We start from the raw sequence: 17,333 nt of genomic DNA, 5'->3' as shown, positions 1-17,333 counted from the left end.
GGCGCTCCCTCCCGCGACCACGCCGGGGCGCGAGGCGGGGCGCGCGGCCACCACTGAGCGCCCGTCAGTACCGCCGCGCCCTCACCGCCCCTTTCCCACCCCGGCGTTGGCTGGAATCGTCGCTGACTGTGGCCCGTCGCCCACGTACGGTCGTAGCGAACCCGGCCCACTCGGCACGCCGTCGACCACGCCGCCCTTCCCCGCGCACCGCCCGGATCCACCCCCCGTCGGCCGCCCTCAGGGCGGCCACCGCCCTGGAGTCTGGAGTACGGATGTCCGCCGAGAACAGTGCCACCGGAGCCCGTACCGGCACCGCCACCGACCCCGGTACCGCCACCGGTACCGCCACCGTCGCCCAGGCCGTCCTGCCGCCGCTGCACTGCCTGCGGCTGCTCGAACCCGGCCCGCCCCGGCTGGCCACCCTGCCCACCGGCACCCCCGTCTGGCTGGTCAGCCGGCACGCCGACGTCCGGCAGGTGCTGACCGACCCGCGCCTGGGACGCGCGCCGCTCCACGCCCCCGGCGCCCCGCCCGTCTCGCTCACCCCGAACCTGCTCGACGACCCGGCCTCGATGCTCAACATCGACGGCGTCGAGCACCAGCGGCTGCGCCGCACCGTGCAACGCGCCTTCACCCCGCGCGCGATCGCCCGCTGGCGCCCCTGGGTCGCCTCGGTCGTCGAGGGCCTGATCGACGAGCTGATCGACCGGGGCTCGCCCACCGACATCGTCGCCGGCTACACCCGCCAGCTGCCGATCGCCGTGATCAGCCGGCTGATGGGCCTGGACGGCCTCGACAGCAAGCGCCTCGAACACTGGAGCGACCACGCCCTGTCCGCCACCGCGTACTCGGCGGAGGCCATCCGCACCGCGATGACCGAGTTCGCCGGCTTCGGCGCCGAGGTGATCGCCGAACGCCGTGCCGCGCCCGGCGACGACCTCGTCAGCAGCCTGCTCGCGGCCGCCGCCGACACCCCGGGGATCACCGAGGAGCAGATCGTCACGCTCGTCATCGGCCTGGTGGTGGCCGGGCACGAGACCACCATGACCTCGCTCGGCAACGCCCTGGTCTACCTGCTCAGCGACGGACACGACGCCTGGCAGCAGCTCGCCTCGGACGAGCAGAGTGCCGCGGCCGCCACCGAACAGCTGCTGCGCGCCGTCCCGCTGGGGGACTCCGACGTCCTGCCCGGACTGCTGCGGCGGGCCGTCGAAGACCTCGACATCGGCGGGGTGCGGATCCCGGCCGGGAGCGTGGTCGCCGCCGACACCGATGCCGCCAACGCCGACCCCGAGGTGTTCACCGGCGACCTGCTGACCGAACTGTTCTCCCCGCTCGCCGCACCGATGTACACCTTCGGCGCCGGGCCGCACCACTGCCTGGGGGCCTGGCTGGCCCGGATGGAACTGGAGCTCGCCCTGCACCGGCTGGCCCGCCGGCTGCCCTCGCTGCGGCTCACCGGCACGGTGGAGGCCATCGACTGGCGGCGCGGCCTGCTCACCCGCAGCCCGCAGCACCTGCAGGTCGCCTGGTGACGGGCCGGGAGGAGACCGGGGCGGCGCCGGCGGTCATCGTCCAGGTGGACCGGGACCGCTGCATCGGCTCGGGCATGTGCGCGGCCACCGCGCCCGGTTCGCTGGCGCTCGGCGCCGACGGACTCGCCCGGCCGCTGCGGGAACAGCCGACCGGCGCCGCCGGCGAACCGCTGACCCCGGAACTGGCCGACGCGGTCGACTACTGCCCGGTCGAGGCGCTCTCCCTGTACGGGGCCCGGGACGGGCGGCGGATCGACCCGACGGGCTGACCCGCCGTCGGCGCCGCGCCGCGCCACGTCCGGCGCGGCGCCGACCGCGGGCCGGACGCCCGCGCGGGTCAGCCCGCCGCCGCCAGCGCGCTCCGGACCTCGTCCGCCGGATCGCCCTCGTGGTACGGCCGCTCGCTGTCCTCGATGTGGTCCAGGAACTCCTGGTACCGCAGCGCGTACCCGAAGTGCACCAGCGGCCCGGCCAGTTCCAGCGCCCGTTCCGGCGCGCACCCCGGCACCCGCTCGCGCCAGGCCCGCGCCCACTCCTCGGCCACCTGCGCCCAGCGCTCCCCGTCCAGGAAGCCGCGCGGCCGCAGCCCGTCCGCCACCGGGTGGCCGAAACAGGTGTCGGCGAAGTCGATGACCACCAGCGCGGAGCCGTCGGAGCGCCAGTTGCCGGGGTGGAAGTCGCCGTGCACCACGGTCTCCGGCAGCCCGCAGGCGGCGAGTTCCCCGACCAGCTCCGGCAGTCGCGCGGCCAGCGCCCGGGCGGCGGCCAGCTCCTCGCCCGTCAGCTCGGCCGTCGCGGCCAGCCGGTCCAGCAGACCCGGGACGGCGGCGGCCACCGCGCCCGGGGTCCGGTCGGGCAGTCCGGCCGAGGCGGCCCGCCCGTCGGCGGCCAGTGCCGCCTGGGCGGCGACCAGCCCCGGTACGGCCAGCGCCACCTCCTCGGCCGAGGGGCCCCAGCAGTCCTCCCCCGGCACGTCGTCGAGCAGCACCCGCCCGTGCGCCGGATCGGCGGCGAGCACCGTCGGCACCAGCTCCGGGGCGGCGGCGCCGAACAGCGCGATCGCCTCCGCCTCCGCGGTGTTGAAGGCCGGGTTGATCACCTTCAGCCAGGCTGTTCCGGCGGCCGTGGGCAGCCGGAACACCCCGGACAGGTTCCACGTCCGCACCTGCTCGGCCCGCCCGGTGACCGGCCGTCCGGCGGCAGCCGACGCCCGCTCCGCCCAGTCGAGGGCGGCCCGCAGCCCGGCGGGCGTGGCCCACCCGGCCCGCCGCTCGGCCGCGCCCAGCAGCGCGGCCACCTCCGGCCCCATGGGGCTCGGCGCCCGGTCCACCGGCCGCTCCAGCGCCTCGGCGTGGTACACCGTGTGCCCGCCCCGGCCGCCCTCACCGCCGGTCACCCCGGCCAGCCGGACCACCGCCACCGGCACCCCGGCCTCCGCCGAGGCACGCGCGGTCAGCTCCCCGACCGACGACCACCACGGGTCCGCCAGTTCGAACGGGCCGAGCTGCCCGAGGTGGTCGCCGTCGTGGGTGAGGTGGACGACAGCCGTCCGACCGGTTCCTTGATCCATCCGCGCAGGTTCTCGCACCCCGCCGATCGGCGCCACCCGTTTTCCCCACGGCCGTCGGGGGCCATCGGGGCGGTTCGGCACCCGGCCGCGCTCCTGACGCGCGCCTTCCGGTCCACGGTCCCGGTGGCCGACCGAGGTCCGGCGGGTGGCCGGACGGCCACGGGTGGTCACGATTCGGTCGCAGTGGTCGACCGGAGGGCGGACCCGGGCAGCTCCTGCTGCCACGCTTGAGTGTCAATGACTTTGCCGGGGGGGCGCTTTGAGCGAGTCTGATCTTGCCTCGACTGTTGTCGGGCTCATGACCGACGTGGCATCGGGGATCGTGGGAACCACCGGCCGGGCCGTGGCGGAGGCCGCGGGGGAGGCCGTCCGGCGGCGGCTCTCGTCGGAGCCGGACGGCCGGGCCGCAGTGGCGGCCTTCGACTCCGGTCCGCAGGAACCGGCCGCACAGGCGGAACTCTGCCGGGTCCTGGTACAGGTGATGTCCACCGAACCGCAGTTCGCCGTCCAGCTGACGGCGCTTGTGCCGGTCCCGGCTCCGGCGGCACCGGTCCCGCCGCTGCCGCCCGCCCCGCCGCCACCTGCGGAGCCGCCGCGGATAGGCCGGGACGGCATCATCATCGACGGCAGGTCCCGCAACACGGGGAACCTGGCGCTGGGTGACCAGCTGATCCAGAACATCCGCCGCGGTGACCCCCGCACCGTCCTGCTCCTGATCCTCGCCCTGGTCCTCGTGGTGGCGGCGGGCTACGGAGGCACCAGGCTCCTCACCGACGACTCGCCGGACCCGAAGGCCGCCGCGACGAGCGCGGCCGCCGGCGCGACCGACCGGGCCTCCGATGCCGCCGCGGCGACCGGTGGCGGCTCGAGCGGCAACCCGTCGGCCACCACCGGTCCGTCGGCCTCGCGGCCGTCCGGCCCGCCGAGGCCCGAACCGGTGCGGGCCGACCCGCCGGTGAAGTTCACCCGGGTCGTCACCGGCAGCGCAGACCCCGATCTCCGGCCCCTCGTGCTGGACGGCCTCGACGTGGTCTCTGTCGAGGGTGTGGGAAGCCTGATCTCGCGTGACGTCCGTGACGGCGAGCAGACGGCCGAGATGACCTCCGGCGGGAAACTGCCCACGGGGTCGTTGAAGGGGTTGTCGAACTGGCTGTCCGGGAACCTCGAGCTCGCACGCCCGGCAGTGGGGACCTCGGGCGGGAAGCGATACGCGGTCGCCGCCTTCCCCCGGACCATCACCGGTCAGGGCACCGTCTCCGACCACTATGGTTTCGAGGTCGACATCCTCGACCTCGACACCCACAAGGAAGCGGGCCGGGTCACCGTCGACGAGGGCACGATCGGCAACCAGATACCCGTCGTCGCGGGCATAGCCGCAGGCCGGGCCCTCGTGGTCGCCGCCGGCCTGACCGGCCCCCCCACCAGCTACGCGATCGACCTGGCCACCCGCACGGTCGCCTGGAAGGCGTCGAACTACGAGGCCCGACTGCTCCAGGGCGACACCGTGGTCGGGGTCTCCTCCACGACCGGGGAGTGGGACACCTACTTCCACGAGATGCCCCTGGAGGTCAGGGCGCTCGCGGCGGCCGACGGCGCGGTCCGCTGGAAGGCTCTGAGCGGCGAGGTCAAGACGAGCCTGTCCGTGTTCGCCACCGACAAGATCCTCGCCCACGGGGAGCGGGAGCCCACCCTGCTGTCCACCGGGACCGGGGAGAGCCTGCCCGTGCCGGCGCTGACCGAGAAGTACACGTTGGACACCAGCAGCTGCCGGTTCGACGGCCGTGCCACGACCGTGTGCTGGGCCAGTGGTACGGACGGTGGACAGTTGCTCGGCATCGACGCGGCCGGGGTCACCGTCCTGTGGCAGATCGTGTCCTCGGCCGGCCCTGGGGCACGGGTGGCGCCCTCGGTCACGGCCGTCTGGCACGGAGCGGTCTACGGCCAAGCCCAGAACGGCAGGAACGTGGTGCTGGACGCCCGGACGGGACAGGACCGCGAGTACGAGCCGGGCACGGCCCCCGACCACGTCAACGAGTACGCCGCCCTGTCGGGGGACACCTTCTACCTCTCGGCGGGCTGAACCGGCCCCACCGGGCGACCGTCCGCCTGGCCCCCGGCCGCCGCGCAGGCGGCCGGGGGCCAGGAGCCGGACGACTGCCCGGGACGGGTCAGCTCTCCTCTGCGCGACGGCGGCGGGACACCACGACCAGCGCCGCACCGGCGGCGAGCGCCGCGGCGGCGCCGCCGGCCTCCAGGCCGAGGCCCTCGGCGCCGGTGGCCGCGAGCTGGCCGGGGCGGGCGGTCGCGGTGGTGGTGCTGCCGGTGGTGCCGGTGGTGCTGCCGGTCGTCCCGGTGACCGCGGTGGTGCGGGCGGCGGCCTGGACGACCTGGCCGCCGGTGACGGCGCTCTGGCCGGTCTGGCCGGTCTGCGCGGCCGGGGCGGTGGTCGGCTGCTCGGTCGGCCGGGCCGTGGGCTCGGTGCCCGGCTTGGCCGCGGCCTCGTCCTCGGCCCGCGCCTTGGCCCAGCCCTCGACGAGGAAGGTCGCCACCACCTGCTCGTTGCCGTCCAGCGCGGCGAGCGCGGCCTTCTTGACGGCGGGTCCACCGGTCTCGGCGATCTGTGCGACCTGCGCCCGGTTGTCCTTCGCGCGGGCCGTGTACTGGCCCTCCTGGAGGAACTTCACGACGTCCGCGTACGAGCCGTCCATCGCGGCGTTCGCGGCAGCCCGCACCTCAGGACCGCCCTTGGCCATGATCTGGCTGAGCGCCACCCGGGCGTCGTGCTCACGCTGGACGGGGAGCTCGGTCTCCACGAAGTGCCGCAGCGCGGCCGGCGTCCCGGTGTCCAGCGCCTTCTGGCCCGCCTCCCGCACGCCCGGGCCGGTGGCCGGGTCGGCGAGCAGCCGCTCGATCTCCGCCCGGTCGTCCTGGGCCCGGGCCGTGTACTGGCCCTTCTCGACGAACGCGACGATCTCCTCGTAGGAACCGTCCAGCGCCTGAAGGGCGGCCTCCTTCACGGCCGGGCCGCCGGCGCCGAAGATCTGAGCGGTTCTGACCCGGTAGTCGGAGTGGCGGAAGCCCTTGAGGTCCACCTCCAGGAAGTGCCGGAGCGCGGTGGGCGTACCGGCGTCCAGTGCCTTCTGCGCCCCCTCCCGCACACTGCGTCCGGTGGCCGGGTCGGCAAGGATCCGCTCGACCTCCGCCCGGTCGTCCTGGGCCCGGGCGGTGTACTGGCCCTCCTCCAGGAACTTGACGAGGTCCTCGTACGAGCCCCGCAGCGCGGTCTCGGCGGCCTTCTTGACCGCCGGGCCGCCGACACCGAGGATCCGGAGGGTGTCCACCCGGTAGTCGATGTAGCGGGCGTTCTGGAGGCCGGTGGTCAGGAACTCCCGCAGCGCGGCGGCGGTCCCGGCGGCCAGCGCCTTCTCCGCGGCCTCGCGCACGGACACGCCGCTGGCCTTGTCGGCGAGGATCCGCCGGACCTCGGCCCGGTCCAGGTCCTCCTGGCCCGCGTCGGTCGGCGCGGCGTCGGGAGTGCCGGCGGAACCGGTGTCAGGCCCGGAGGCCCCGGTCGGCCGGGGCGCGTCGGCCGCCGAGGCCGAGGAGGGGAAGAGGACGGCGGGGGCCAGGACGGCGGCCGCGACCACGGCGGACACCTTGGGAAGCTTCATCCGGCAGACCTTGCTTCGTGCGAAGACATCGTGAACGCACGAAGCATAGGGCCTTCAAACGGATCTTCACACCACCATATTTCCAGCTCGCGAGACCGGGCCGCACGGCCCCGCGCCGCCGCTCGCCCACCCCCGCCTGACCGTCACTCAACCGTCAGGAGGAGGGCACCTCCTGGCCGATGGCGACCCCCGCGCCGGAGACCCGGACCTGCGGGGCCGCAGTGGCCAGGTCGACCTGGAGAATGCCCGGTCGGCCCAGGTCCTCGCCCTGGTGGAGGGTGAGCACGGCCGGAGCGGCGGCCGGGTCGAGCTCGCGGAGGTAGGCGCCGAAGGCGGCCGCCGCCGCCCCGGTGGCCGGGTCCTCGACCACGCCGCCGACCGGGAACGGGTCGCGGACGTGGAAGACGTCGGGGGCGGCCCGCCACACCAGCTGGAGGGTGACGAGGTCCCGGGCCGTCATAAAAGCCGCGAGTCCGTCGAAGTCGTAGTCGAGCCGGGCCAGCCGGTCACGCGTTCCGGCGGCGAGGACGAGGTGGCGGGCGCCCGCGTAGGCGTACCGGGGCGGCAGCGTCGGGTCGAGGTCCCCGGTGGCCCAGCCGAGCAGGGCGAGCGCCTCCTCGACGTCCGCCGCGCCGGCCTCCTCCACCCGGGGTTCGACGCTGGTGAGGGTGGCCCGCAGGGTCCCGTCCGCGTCCTTCGTCACCTCGACCGGCACCTCGCCCGCCGCGGTGCGGTAGAGGTAACGGCCGGGGCCGACCCGCTCGGCGAGGGCCACGGCGGAGGCGACGGTGGCGTGGCCACAGAACGGCACCTCGACCAGCGGGCTGAAGTAGCGGACGCCGTACTCGCCGGCACCCGGGCCGGGGACCAGGAACGCCGTCTCGGAGTAGCCGACCTCGGCCGCGATCGCCAGCATCCGGTCGGCGCTCAGGCCGGTGGCGTCCAGCACCACGCCCGCCGGGTTGCCGCCGGCGGGGTCGGTGGCGAAGGCGGCGTAGCGGAGGATCTCGGGAGCGTCGGGAGCGGCGCCAGTGGCCTCAGTGGCGTCAGTGGCAGAAGTGGCGTCAGTGGTCATGCCCGCACCAACGCGCCCGGCCCGGCCGGTGTTCCCCGTCGATGCGGCCCCGTCAATACATCCCCCGTCACCGCAGCACCGCCTCCAGCAGGTCGGTGCCCAGCCGGGCGCTGCCCGCCAGGTCCAGCTGGTACAGCATGTAGCGCCCGCGCCGATGGGTGGTCAGCAACCCGGCCCGGCGCAGCACCGCCAAGTGCCGGGACACCTCGGGCGCGCTCAGCTGCCAGGCGGCCGCCAGCTCGCCGGTGGTGTGCGGGCCCCGCGCCATGGTGCGGGCGAGCCGGAGCCGGACGGGGTGGGCGAGCGCCTCCAGCCGCTGCTGGACCACCGCGAGCGAGACCGGTTCGGGCACGCCCGGCGCGGCCACGGGGTACTGCACCACCGGGCGCCAGCCGGTCGCGGACACCACCAGCAGGTGCGGTCGGCCGAACGCGGTCGGGATGAGGGTGACGCCGCCCGCGCCGGTCGCGCTGGTGGTGTTGTCCTGGAGCTTGTCGACGACGATCCGGCGCCGTCCCTCGCCCGCGTCCTCCAGCACGACCGAGGAGGAGACCGCGGCCAGCGCCTCGACCGCGCCGTGCCGCACCAGCAGGTCCGTCTTGCGGCGGGCGTCGGCGGCCAGTTCGGGCAGCACCCGGCGCCAGGCGTCGGCGAAGAAGCTCTCCGCGCAGTCCTCCAGCATCCGGCGGACCAGGGCCCGGACGGCGGGCGGGTCCGTGAGCAGCCGGTCCGCGAAGTCCGCCTGCCGGGGGCCGCGGGCGAGCGCCAGGTCCCGGGCCCGTTCCTGTTCCGCCGGGTCGGTGAGCGGCGAGGCCGTCCGGTGGGTGATCCGGGAGACGCCGCAGGTCGTCACGAGCGCGGCCCGGACGTACTGCTCGTCGTCGATCCGGTCGACGGCGTCGAGCTCCTCGGCGAGGGTGGCGCCGGGGATGCCGGGGACGAGGAAGTCGGCGCGCGAGGAGCGCCAGAGGAACTCCGCCTCCGTCAGTCGCTCGGCGAGCGCGGGCGGCACGGTGGCGGTGGTGCTCGCCGCCCAGCCGTGCAGGTCGGGGTGGTGCGCCGGTTCGGCGAGCACGTGCAGCATGGCGCTGAGTTCGGCCAGCGGCGAGGGCGTGAAGAGCAGCCGCTCGTCGGGCAGGCCGGTGATGTCGATGGTCAGGCTCACGCCCTGATCCTGTCACCTGCGGCGACCCGGTCCGGCGTCGATTGACGGGACTCGTCAATCGACGTGCGTGCGGGCCGGGTGCGGGCGGACGGTACCGGCCATGAGCCTGATCCAGAGCCCGAAACGGCGGCCCGACGCCCCTGCTCCTACTCCCTCCCCCGCTTCCCCCGCCGTCGAGCGGCCCCGGACCGGACCGGCCGCGCTGCTCGGCCTGCTGACCGCCGCCGGTGGTCCCCGCTACGCCGCCGCCCTGCTGGTGGACGCCCTCGGCACCGGGCTGCTGCGGCCGTTCCTGCTCCTGTACGGCATCGGCGTCCTCGCCCTGGACGCCGGGGCGGCGGGCCTCGCGATGTCCGCCGGCATGGTCGCGGGGCTGCTGGTGCTCCCGCTGACCGGCCGGTGGATCGACCTCGGCGCGCGCAGCCTGCCCGCCGCGGCAACGCTGCTGGTCCGGGCGGCCGGGTCGGTGACGCTGCTGCTGGCGGACGGGGTGGCCGGGTTCACCGCGGCGGCGGTGCTGCTCGGTGTGGGCAGCCAGTCCTGGCCCGCCACCCATGCGGCCGTGGTGTCGACGCTCACCGAGGGCCGAACCAGGGACGCCGCCCTGGCGGCCGGCCGGACGCTGCGCAACGCCGGGCTGGGCGCGGGCGCGCTGCTGGCGACGCTCGCGGTGGCCGGCGGCACGGGGACGCTCCAACTGCTCGCCGGGGTCACCGCGGCGGCCTGCCTGCTGGCGGCGGGGCTGGTGCACTCGCTCCGGGTGTCCGCACCACCGGCGGAGGCACCCCAGCCGTCCGCCGCGACCACCGCCCCCGCCCCCGGTCCCGTCCCCGCCTCCGTCCCCACCACCGCCCCCGATCCCGCGCTGCGCCGGATCACCCTGCTCAGCGTCGCCAACCTCCCCTTCGCCTTCACCTTCGACGTCCTGGAGGTGGCCCTGCCGGCCCTGCTGGTGCTGCACCTGCACGCCTCCGCCGCCTGGTCCTCCGGCATCTTCGTCGGCAACACCGTGCTGGTGATCGCCCTCCAACTGGCCGTGGTGCTCCGGCTCGGCGAACGGTCGCGGCACACCGTGCTGGCCGCCGGCGGGCTCGCGCTCACCCTCTCCTACCTGGGCTTCTGGGCGGCCGGCGGGCTTGGCGGGACGGCCGCGGCCGGCGCGGTGGCGGTGGTGTCGGTGCTGTACACGTTCGGCGAGATCCTCTACTCCGGCTCGGGGACGGCGCTGGTGGCCGCGACCGCCCCGCCGCACCTGCTGGGCCGGGCACTGGCGCGCTGGGAGCTGTCGATGGGCGTCGGCCGCGCCCTGGCCCCGGCGGCGCTGACCGCGCTGCTGGCCGCCGGTCCCGGCGTGCTCTGGCCCGCGCTGGCCGGCACCACCCTGCTCGCCTCGGTCGCCGTGGCCCGGCTGCGCCCGCGCGGGTGAACCGCAGGCCACCGTCCCGGGGTGCGGGCGGGCGTCGTCCCGGGGCGCGGGCGGCCACCGTCCCGGGGTGCGGGCATGCGCCGGGTCGCCGATGCTGGGCGGCGAGGCGTGCGCACCCCGGCACGCGAGGCGTGCACACCCGGCACGCGGGACGACGCGCCCGGCCGCGAGGAAGGACACCGTTCATGAGCGCCCTCGACTTCGAGGTCATCGACAGCCCGGACAGCTCGCTCAACAAGACCTCCGTGCTGGTCACCGGCCCCCAGGACGCGCTGCTGGTGGATGCCGGGTTCACCCGGTCCGACGGCCGGCGGCTGGTGGAGCGGGTCCGGGCCACCGGCAAGCGGCTGAGCACGGTCTTCGTCAGCCACGGCGACCCGGACTTCTACTTCGGCGCCCAGGAGGTGCGGGACGCCTTCCCGGAGGCCCGGTTCCTGGCCACCGCGTCGACCGTCGAGCACATCCAGGAGACCTTCGAGGCCAAGCTCCGCGCCTGGGCGCACCTCGGCCCCGAGCTGCCGACCCGGCTGGTCCTCCCGGAGGTGCTGCCCGGTGACGAGCTGGTCTTCGAGGGCCACCGCTTCGAGCTGCGCGGCGCCGACTTCCACCTGCCGGACCGGCACTACCTCTGGCAGCACCACCACCGCGCGCTCCTCGGCGGGGTGCTGCTGTTCCAGGGCCTGCACGTGTGGACGGCCGACACCCCGACGCCGGAGCAGCGCTCGGCCTGGATCGACCTGCTGGACGGCATGGCGGCGCTGGACCCGGACTTCGTGGTGGCCGGGCACCGGACGGCCGACGCGCCCACCGACCCCTCCTCGATCGACCACACCCGCGACTACCTGCGGGCCTTCGAGACCGAGGTCGGCCGGGCGCCGGACGCGGCCTCGGCGCGGGAGGCGCTGGACCGGCGGTTCCCCGGGCTGGGCATGCCGCTGGCGGTCGACCTCGGGACGAAGGTCGCCAAGGGCGAGCTGGTCTGGGGCTGAGCGCGATGATCGAGATTCCGAGGGCCGCGGCCGCGTTCGCCGAGTCGGACGCCCCGGCCGACGTGGTCCGCCGCCAGTACCTGGCCTCGGCGCGGGGCGACCTGGCCGCGCTGCGGGCGACGCTCGCCGAGGACGTGGAGTGGACGGAGATGGCGGGCTTCCCGCTGGCCGGCACCTACCGGACGCCGAAGGGCGTCACGGGCGGGGTGATGGACCGGCTGGCCGCCGACTGGGAGGACTGGACGGCGCACGACGACCGGTACGTGGTGGACGGCGAGGACGTGGTGGTGCTGGCCCGCTACACGGCGGTGCACCGGACCACCCGGCGGCCGCTGAACGTGCGGGTGGCGCACCACTTCACGGTGCGCGGCGGGCGGATCGTGCGCTTCGAGCAGTTCACGGACACCGCCCTGGTGCGGGACGCGATGGCGCCCTGACCCCTCCCCCGCGCCCGGGCCGCATCACCCGTTCGGGGGAGCCGGGGCGGCGCGCCGGACGCCGTCTCGACAGGCCCGCCGGCCGGCGGCAGGCTGTCCGTGGTTTCCGCCGCAGAGCGAGGAGTTCAGCATGGCCACGGACAGTACGGGTACCGACGGCGCCGGGCGGCAGCGTCCCATCGTGATCGTCGGCGCCTCCCTCGGCGGCGCGAAGGCGGCGCAGGCGCTGCGCGAGGCCGGGTACACCGGCGGCATCGTGCTGATCGGCGAGGAGCACGAGCGCCCGTACGAGCGGCCACCGCTCTCCAAGGGCTATCTGCTGGGCAAGAGCTCCCGGGAGAAGATCTACGTCCACCCGCCGCAGTGGTACGCGGAGCACGAGGTGACGCTGCGGCTCGGCACCCGGGTGGTGTCGATCGACCCCGCCGCGCACACGGTGACGCTGGCCGACAACGGGCAGGTGGAGTACGCCAAGCTGCTGCTGACCACCGGTTCGGTGCCGCGCCGGCTGCAGCTGCCCGACCCGGAGGGCGGGGACTTCGGCGGCGTGCACTACCTGCGCCGGGTGGAGGACAGCGAGCGGATCCGCAAGGAGTTCCGCACGGGCGCCCGGATCGTGGTGATCGGCGCGGGCTGGATCGGCCTGGAGACGGCGGCCGCGGCCCGGACGGCGGGCGCGGAGGTGACGGTGCTGGAGGCGGCCGAACTGCCGCTGCTGCGAGTGCTGGGCCGCGAGGTGGCGCAGGTCTTCGCCGATCTGCACCGCGACCACGGCGTGGACCTGCGGTTCGAGGTGAAGGTCGCCGAACTGACCGGCGCGGACGGCCGGGTGACCGGCGTCCGGCTCGCGGACGGCACGACGGTGCCCGCGGACGCGGTGGTGGTCGGCGTCGGCATCTCCCCCGACACCGCCCTCGCCGAGGCGGCCGGGCTGGTCGTCGACAACGGGATCAAGACCGACGAACACCTGCGCACCTCCGACCCGGACATCCACGCGGCCGGTGACGTCGCCAACGCCTTCCACCCCCTGCTGGGGCGCCACATCCGGGTCGAGCACTGGGCCAACGCCGTCAACCAGCCCCAGACGGCGGCCCGCGCGATGCTCGGCGAGGACGCGGTGTACGACCGTGTCCCCTATTTCTTCTCCGACCAGTACGACCTCGGCCTGGAGTACGTCGGCTGGGTCGAGCCCGGCGGCTACGACCGGGTGGTGTTCCGCGGCGACCCGGCCACCCGGGAGTTCATCGCCTTCTGGCTGGCCGACGGCAAGGTCCTGGCGGGCATGAACGTGAACGTCTGGGACGTCACCGACCCGATCCGCGCCCTGATCCGCTCGGGCCGAGTGGTCGACCCGGCCCGCCTGGCGGACCCTGAGGTGCCGCTCGGCGACGTCTGATCCGTCGCGCCCGCTCCCGCACGGCCGAACGGCCCGCTCCCGGAAGGCTGTTTCCGGGGGCGGGCCGTTCGGTGTTTCTCAGGGGTGGATCAGGCGACGGGCGGGAACGCCTCGGCGTCCGGCTTCAGGAGCTGGCCGGGGGCCGGGGCCTTCTGGTTCACCAGGTAGTCGGTGACCAGCTTGTTCAGTTCCTTGCTGCGGCCGACGGCGCAGTGCTCGACCACGTCGACCGAGACCAGCACCGCGTTGCCCAGCTGGCGCTGCATACGCTGCGCGAAGCCGTAGTTGGTCGCCGGGTCGTAGAGGTTGCCGATGACCATCACCGGGGCGGCGGTCTTCCGGTTCCACGGGCCGGTGAAGGTCTCGGCGTCGCGGGCCGGGGCCGGCCAGGAGGCGCAGGTCGGGCCGTCGAAGGCCTGGTAGCGGCCGAAGGTCGGCGACTCCTTCTCCCACGGCTTGGCCAGGTTGGCCAGGGTCCACGGGTTCGACGGGTACGGCTTGTCCTGGCAGTTGACGCCGTAGTAGGAGTCGTCGGCGGAGTACGGGGTCTCCGGCAGCGCCTCGCGCAGGGCGTTCGGCACGGTCTTGGCGAGCACCTTGGCGTTCTCGACGACGGCCGGGTCGACGGCCGGGTCGACGGCCGGCGCGGCGGCCGGCGCGGCGGCGGCGAGGCTCTGCGCGGCGGCGGCCGGCGCGTTGAGCACCTGGTAGGCGGCCTGCAGCGACACCGCGAGCGGCGCCTGGAGGCGCTGCGCGTAGAGGGAGCTGGCGACCTGGCTGGTGAAGCTGGACAGGGTGACCTGGGTGCCGTCCGGCAGGGTGATCGGGTTGGTGCGCAGGTGGTCGCGGAGGGTGTCGAACTTGGCCCGGGTGTCGCCCTCGCCGAAGGCGCAGCGCGGGGCGCCCGCGGTCTGGCAGCGCTTCAGGAACTCGGTCAGGGCGACCTCGAAGCCGGTGGCGCGCTGGCGGTCGTACTCGACGCCGTTGTGCATCCGCAGGTTGGGGTCGACGTTGCCGTCGACGATCAGGGCGCGCACCTTGTCCGGGTACATACCCGCGTAGGTGGCGCCGATCAGGGTGCCGTAGGAGAAGCCGGCGAAGTTCAGCTTGCTGTCGCCGACGGCGCGCCGCATCCGGTCGAGGTCACGGACCACGTTGATGGTCGACATGTGCTCGATGAGCGGGCCGGCGTTGCGCGAGCAGGCGTCGCTGTAGTCCTCGGTGGCGTCGATGGTCTGCGCTATCTCGGCCCTGGTCACCGGGACGCCGATCATGCGGTCGTTGACGGCCGCGGCCTCTTCGTCGGTGGTGAAGCACTTCAGCGGGTTGCTGCGGGCCACGCCTCGCGGGTCGAAGCCGACCAGGTCGAAGCGGTCCTGGACGTCCTTGCCGAAGCGGGTGGTGGTCGCCCACAGGTAACCGCTGCCGCCCGGGCCGCCGGGGTTGAGGAACAGTGAGCCGATCCGCTTGGCCGGGTCGGCCGCGCGACGGCGCATCATCGCGATGCCGGTGGTCTCACCCTTGGGGTGGTCGTAGTCGAGCGGCACCTGGTAGACGGCGCAGTCGTAGATCTTGGGGTCCGGCTGGCTCGGATCGGGGTTGCACGGCTTCCAGTCGACCGGTGCCACCTTGGCCTCGGCGGCTGCGCCGGGGGCCGGTGCTGCGACGGCCGCCGCGGCCGAGCCTGCGACGAGGGCGAGGGCACTGGTGACCGCCAGTACCGTGCCGGTGAATCGGGACACGAAACCTCCTCCGGTTCTGCAAACGCCGGACAGCCTGTCAGCCCTCGATCAACAGGGGAAGACGTGCGTGACCGCAGATTCTTGCGAAGAGTGTCCGATTGGCCGTCAATACCCTTTATCGGAGCCATATTGACGGGAAACAGTGCGGTCGGTGGCCGAAGATCATCATTAACCGTATGGCCTGGCGGCCCGGGGGCGCGCCGCGAGGCGGCGGACGCCGGGCCGTGCGTCCGCACTCCGTTGACCGTGTACAGCCGCGACCCGATACTCGGCGTTGCGAAACCCCGACCGAGCCGTTCCTGAGGATTCGCCGGCCACCACCGGCGGAGAGGTGGACACTCATGGGCTTCCCGACCACACACGACGACGATCCCGGACCCCGTCCCCGACCGGGCCGCCGCGCAGTACTGACCCGGGCACTGGGCCTCACCGCGGTGGCCGGCCTGGGCGCCGTGGCCTCGATCGGGGCGACGGCCGGACCGGCGGCGGCCAAGGACACCAAGGAGGCCGAGGAGGCCAGGATCCTGGCCAGCCAGGCCGACTGGCGGTTCTGCACCAAGTGCTACGGCATGTTCTTCCGCGGCTACCCCACCGACGGCGCCTGCCCGGCGGGCGGGGGCCACGACTCGGCCGGCTACAACTTCAACATCCCGCACGACATCCCCGAGACGCCGACCGCCCAGCACAACTGGCGCTTCTGCACCAAGTGCTACGGCATGTTCTTCTGGGGCTACCCCGACAACGGCCGCTGTCCCGCCGGCAACGCCCACGCGGCGGCCGGCTACGACTTCGTCCTCCCCCACGACATCCCGGAGCCCCCCGGCTCGCAGCGCAACTGGCGCTTCTGTCCCAAGTGCTACGGCCTCTACTTCTACGGCTACCCCACCAACGGCGTCTGCCCGGCCGGCAACGCCCACTCGGTGGCCGGGTACGACTTCGTCCTCCCGCACCTGTGACCCGCGCCTGACCGGGACTCTCCGCCACGCCCCCGCGTGCGGGCGCCGACGCCTCCGGCGCCACGCCCGCACGCGGTCCGCCACGCTACGAGGACCGGGGCCTGTACAGCTCCCACTCGTCGCGAACCCCCTGCACCCCACAGAGGTGCTTCCGGGCGGCGGCAAGGACCGACGCCCCTCGCTCGGTGCCGAAGGCCCGGTTCGCCGAAGCGACCAACTCTTCCTGCGACTGCCCGGCGAAGGAGTAGTAGCAGAGGTGGACCCCCTCGGTCCACGCGTCGACGTCATTGGCCGCCAGGGCCGGGTCGGCCGCCCGCAGATCCGCGAGGTAGGCGTCCAGGGCTGCCTGCGGCACGGGCTCGAAGCCCCGGGAAACCGACCTGTTCTCGCCGGTCGGGGTGGAACTGCTCGGGCCGCTCGGGCCGCTCGCCGCAGCGGTCGCCGACGGTGCTCCCCCGCCGCCGCACGCCGTCAGCACGGAGATCAGAGCCACGGCAACGGCCAGCAGAGCGGCTGCGCCTCGGGTGTTATTCATCGTTCCCTCGGGTGTCGGTCGGGCCGACCGGGCGTCCGCCCGGTCGGCCCGAGGTGATCGGGTAGCAGGGATCGTCAACCGGTCAGGGTGAGTTTCGCGGTCAGCGCGCCGACAGCGGCACCCTGGGGGTCGAACACCACCGTGTACGTCCCGGCCACGGGCAACGTGGTGGAGCCGAAACCGCACGAAGTGCCGCAGTACTGCGACGACAGCAGCACCGAACCGTCCGGCTTCAGCACCCACACCTTGGCGCCCAGCGAGCCTCCCCCCACTCCGGCGGAGAAGGCGAACGCCGCCTTCTGCCCGGACCCGGCGGTGAAGGTCCAACCGCCGTTCTGCCCCGGCGTCGCGGTGGTCAGCGCCACCGAGGTGCCGTCCACCGGTAGCGGGGCGGTGACGTCGGCCGGAACGGCCCAGACCTTGGCCGTGAGCGAGCCGACCGCAGCGCCCTGGGGGTCGAACACCACCGAGTAGGTGCCGTCCACCGGCAGGGCCGTGGTGTCGAAGAAGCACGCGTCACCGCAGTACTGGGCTCCGCGCCAGACCGAGCCGTCCGGCTTGAGGACGGACACCTTGGCCTTGAGCCCATCGAGCGTGCCCCCGGACAGGTCGATGAGGACGCGCCGGCCGGCCGTGCCGGTGAATGTCCACACGCCGTTCTGGCCCGGGGTGGCGACCGTCGTCCGGCTGGCCGTACCGTCCGTGGCGACCGCGGTCGCCGGTACTGCGGCCACGGTCCACGCCTTCGCGGTGAGCGAGCCGGCGACACCACCGGAGGTCCGCAGGGCAACGGTGTAGGTGCCGTCGACCGGCAACGTCGTCGTGTCGAAACCGCA

General features: G+C 74.5%; 15 protein-coding genes. 8 read left to right on the top strand and 7 right to left on the bottom strand.

Annotated features, from left to right (window positions below):
* Positions 1-272: 272 nt before the first annotated feature.
* Both ADK60_RS37535 and ADK60_RS37530 read left to right on the top strand, forming a co-directional pair.
* Positions 273-1,535, top strand: a complete 1,263-nt coding sequence (locus ADK60_RS37535; RefSeq protein ID WP_079009029.1) for a cytochrome P450 — start codon at positions 273-275, stop codon at positions 1,533-1,535.
* Complete coding sequence (locus tag ADK60_RS37530) at positions 1,532-1,804, top strand: ferredoxin (RefSeq protein WP_079009028.1); 273 nt, start codon at positions 1,532-1,534, stop codon at positions 1,802-1,804. Before ADK60_RS37535 ends, ADK60_RS37530 begins: the two co-directional genes overlap by 4 nt.
* 68 nt (positions 1,805-1,872) lie before the next feature.
* Here ADK60_RS37530 and ADK60_RS37525 read toward each other — a convergent pair whose 3' ends face one another.
* A complete protein-coding gene (locus ADK60_RS37525) occupies positions 1,873-3,105 on the bottom strand; it encodes a phosphotransferase (protein WP_053651288.1) in 1,233 nt (410 codons plus the stop codon).
* 298 nt (positions 3,106-3,403) lie between these two features.
* Between ADK60_RS37525 and ADK60_RS37520 the strand changes: the two genes are divergently transcribed.
* Entirely contained in the window at positions 3,404-5,185 is a 1,782-nt protein-coding gene (locus ADK60_RS37520) for an outer membrane protein assembly factor BamB family protein (RefSeq protein WP_053651287.1), read from the top strand.
* An 88-nt stretch (positions 5,186-5,273) separates the two neighbouring features.
* Here ADK60_RS37520 and ADK60_RS37515 read toward each other — a convergent pair whose 3' ends face one another.
* The 3 genes from ADK60_RS37515 to ADK60_RS37505 form a co-directional block, all read right to left on the bottom strand.
* A complete protein-coding gene (locus tag ADK60_RS37515; protein WP_053651286.1) occupies positions 5,274-6,776 on the bottom strand; it encodes an ALF repeat-containing protein in 1,503 nt (500 codons plus the stop codon).
* A 154-nt stretch (positions 6,777-6,930) separates the two neighbouring features.
* Positions 6,931-7,851 (bottom strand): PhzF family phenazine biosynthesis protein, encoded by a 921-nt coding sequence (locus ADK60_RS37510; protein WP_053651285.1) that lies wholly within the window; start codon positions 7,849-7,851, stop codon positions 6,931-6,933.
* A gap of 67 nt (positions 7,852-7,918) precedes the next feature.
* On the bottom strand, positions 7,919-9,016 hold the full coding sequence (locus tag ADK60_RS37505; RefSeq protein ID WP_053651284.1) for a DUF5937 family protein: 1,098 nt from the start codon (positions 9,014-9,016) through the stop codon (positions 7,919-7,921).
* A 100-nt stretch (positions 9,017-9,116) separates the two neighbouring features.
* On the opposite strand from ADK60_RS37505, the gene ADK60_RS37500 reads away from it, so the two are divergent.
* The 4 genes from ADK60_RS37500 (at position 9,117) to ADK60_RS37485 (ending at position 13,264) form a co-directional block, all read left to right on the top strand.
* Positions 9,117-10,442 carry an MFS transporter gene (locus ADK60_RS37500; protein WP_079009027.1) on the top strand — a complete coding sequence of 442 codons (1,326 nt, stop codon included), beginning with the start codon at positions 9,117-9,119 and terminating at the stop codon, positions 10,440-10,442.
* Between the two features lie 185 nt (positions 10,443-10,627).
* Positions 10,628-11,431, top strand: coding sequence for an MBL fold metallo-hydrolase (locus ADK60_RS37495; RefSeq protein ID WP_053651283.1), 804 nt, complete (start codon positions 10,628-10,630; stop codon positions 11,429-11,431).
* Positions 11,432-11,436: 5 nt separating this feature from the next.
* A complete protein-coding gene (locus tag ADK60_RS37490; protein WP_045943256.1) occupies positions 11,437-11,868 on the top strand; it encodes a nuclear transport factor 2 family protein in 432 nt (143 codons plus the stop codon).
* A 130-nt stretch (positions 11,869-11,998) separates the two neighbouring features.
* Positions 11,999-13,264, top strand: a complete 1,266-nt coding sequence (locus tag ADK60_RS37485) for an NAD(P)/FAD-dependent oxidoreductase (protein WP_053651282.1) — start codon at positions 11,999-12,001, stop codon at positions 13,262-13,264.
* Between the two features lie 89 nt (positions 13,265-13,353).
* On the opposite strand, the gene ADK60_RS37480 is transcribed toward ADK60_RS37485, so the two are convergent.
* Positions 13,354-15,006 (bottom strand): alpha/beta hydrolase, encoded by a 1,653-nt coding sequence (locus ADK60_RS37480; protein WP_053651281.1) that lies wholly within the window; start codon positions 15,004-15,006, stop codon positions 13,354-13,356.
* 341 nt (positions 15,007-15,347) lie between these two features.
* On the opposite strand from ADK60_RS37480, the gene ADK60_RS37475 reads away from it, so the two are divergent.
* Positions 15,348-15,962 carry a hypothetical protein gene (locus tag ADK60_RS37475; RefSeq protein WP_053651280.1) on the top strand — a complete coding sequence of 205 codons (615 nt, stop codon included), beginning with the start codon at positions 15,348-15,350 and terminating at the stop codon, positions 15,960-15,962.
* A gap of 85 nt (positions 15,963-16,047) precedes the next feature.
* Here ADK60_RS37475 and ADK60_RS37470 read toward each other — a convergent pair whose 3' ends face one another.
* Positions 16,048-16,455, bottom strand: a complete 408-nt coding sequence (locus ADK60_RS37470) for a hypothetical protein (RefSeq protein ID WP_053651279.1) — start codon at positions 16,453-16,455, stop codon at positions 16,048-16,050.
* A gap of 116 nt (positions 16,456-16,571) precedes the next feature.
* A partial coding sequence (locus ADK60_RS37465) for a hypothetical protein (protein ID WP_199839850.1) occupies positions 16,572-17,333 on the bottom strand: 762 nt, incomplete at its 5' end.

Source organism: Streptomyces sp. XY431 (assembly GCF_001279805.1).
Lineage (GTDB): Bacteria > Actinomycetota > Actinomycetes > Streptomycetales > Streptomycetaceae > Kitasatospora > Kitasatospora purpeofusca.
This window is presented reverse-complemented; position numbering and strand designations above follow the sequence as displayed.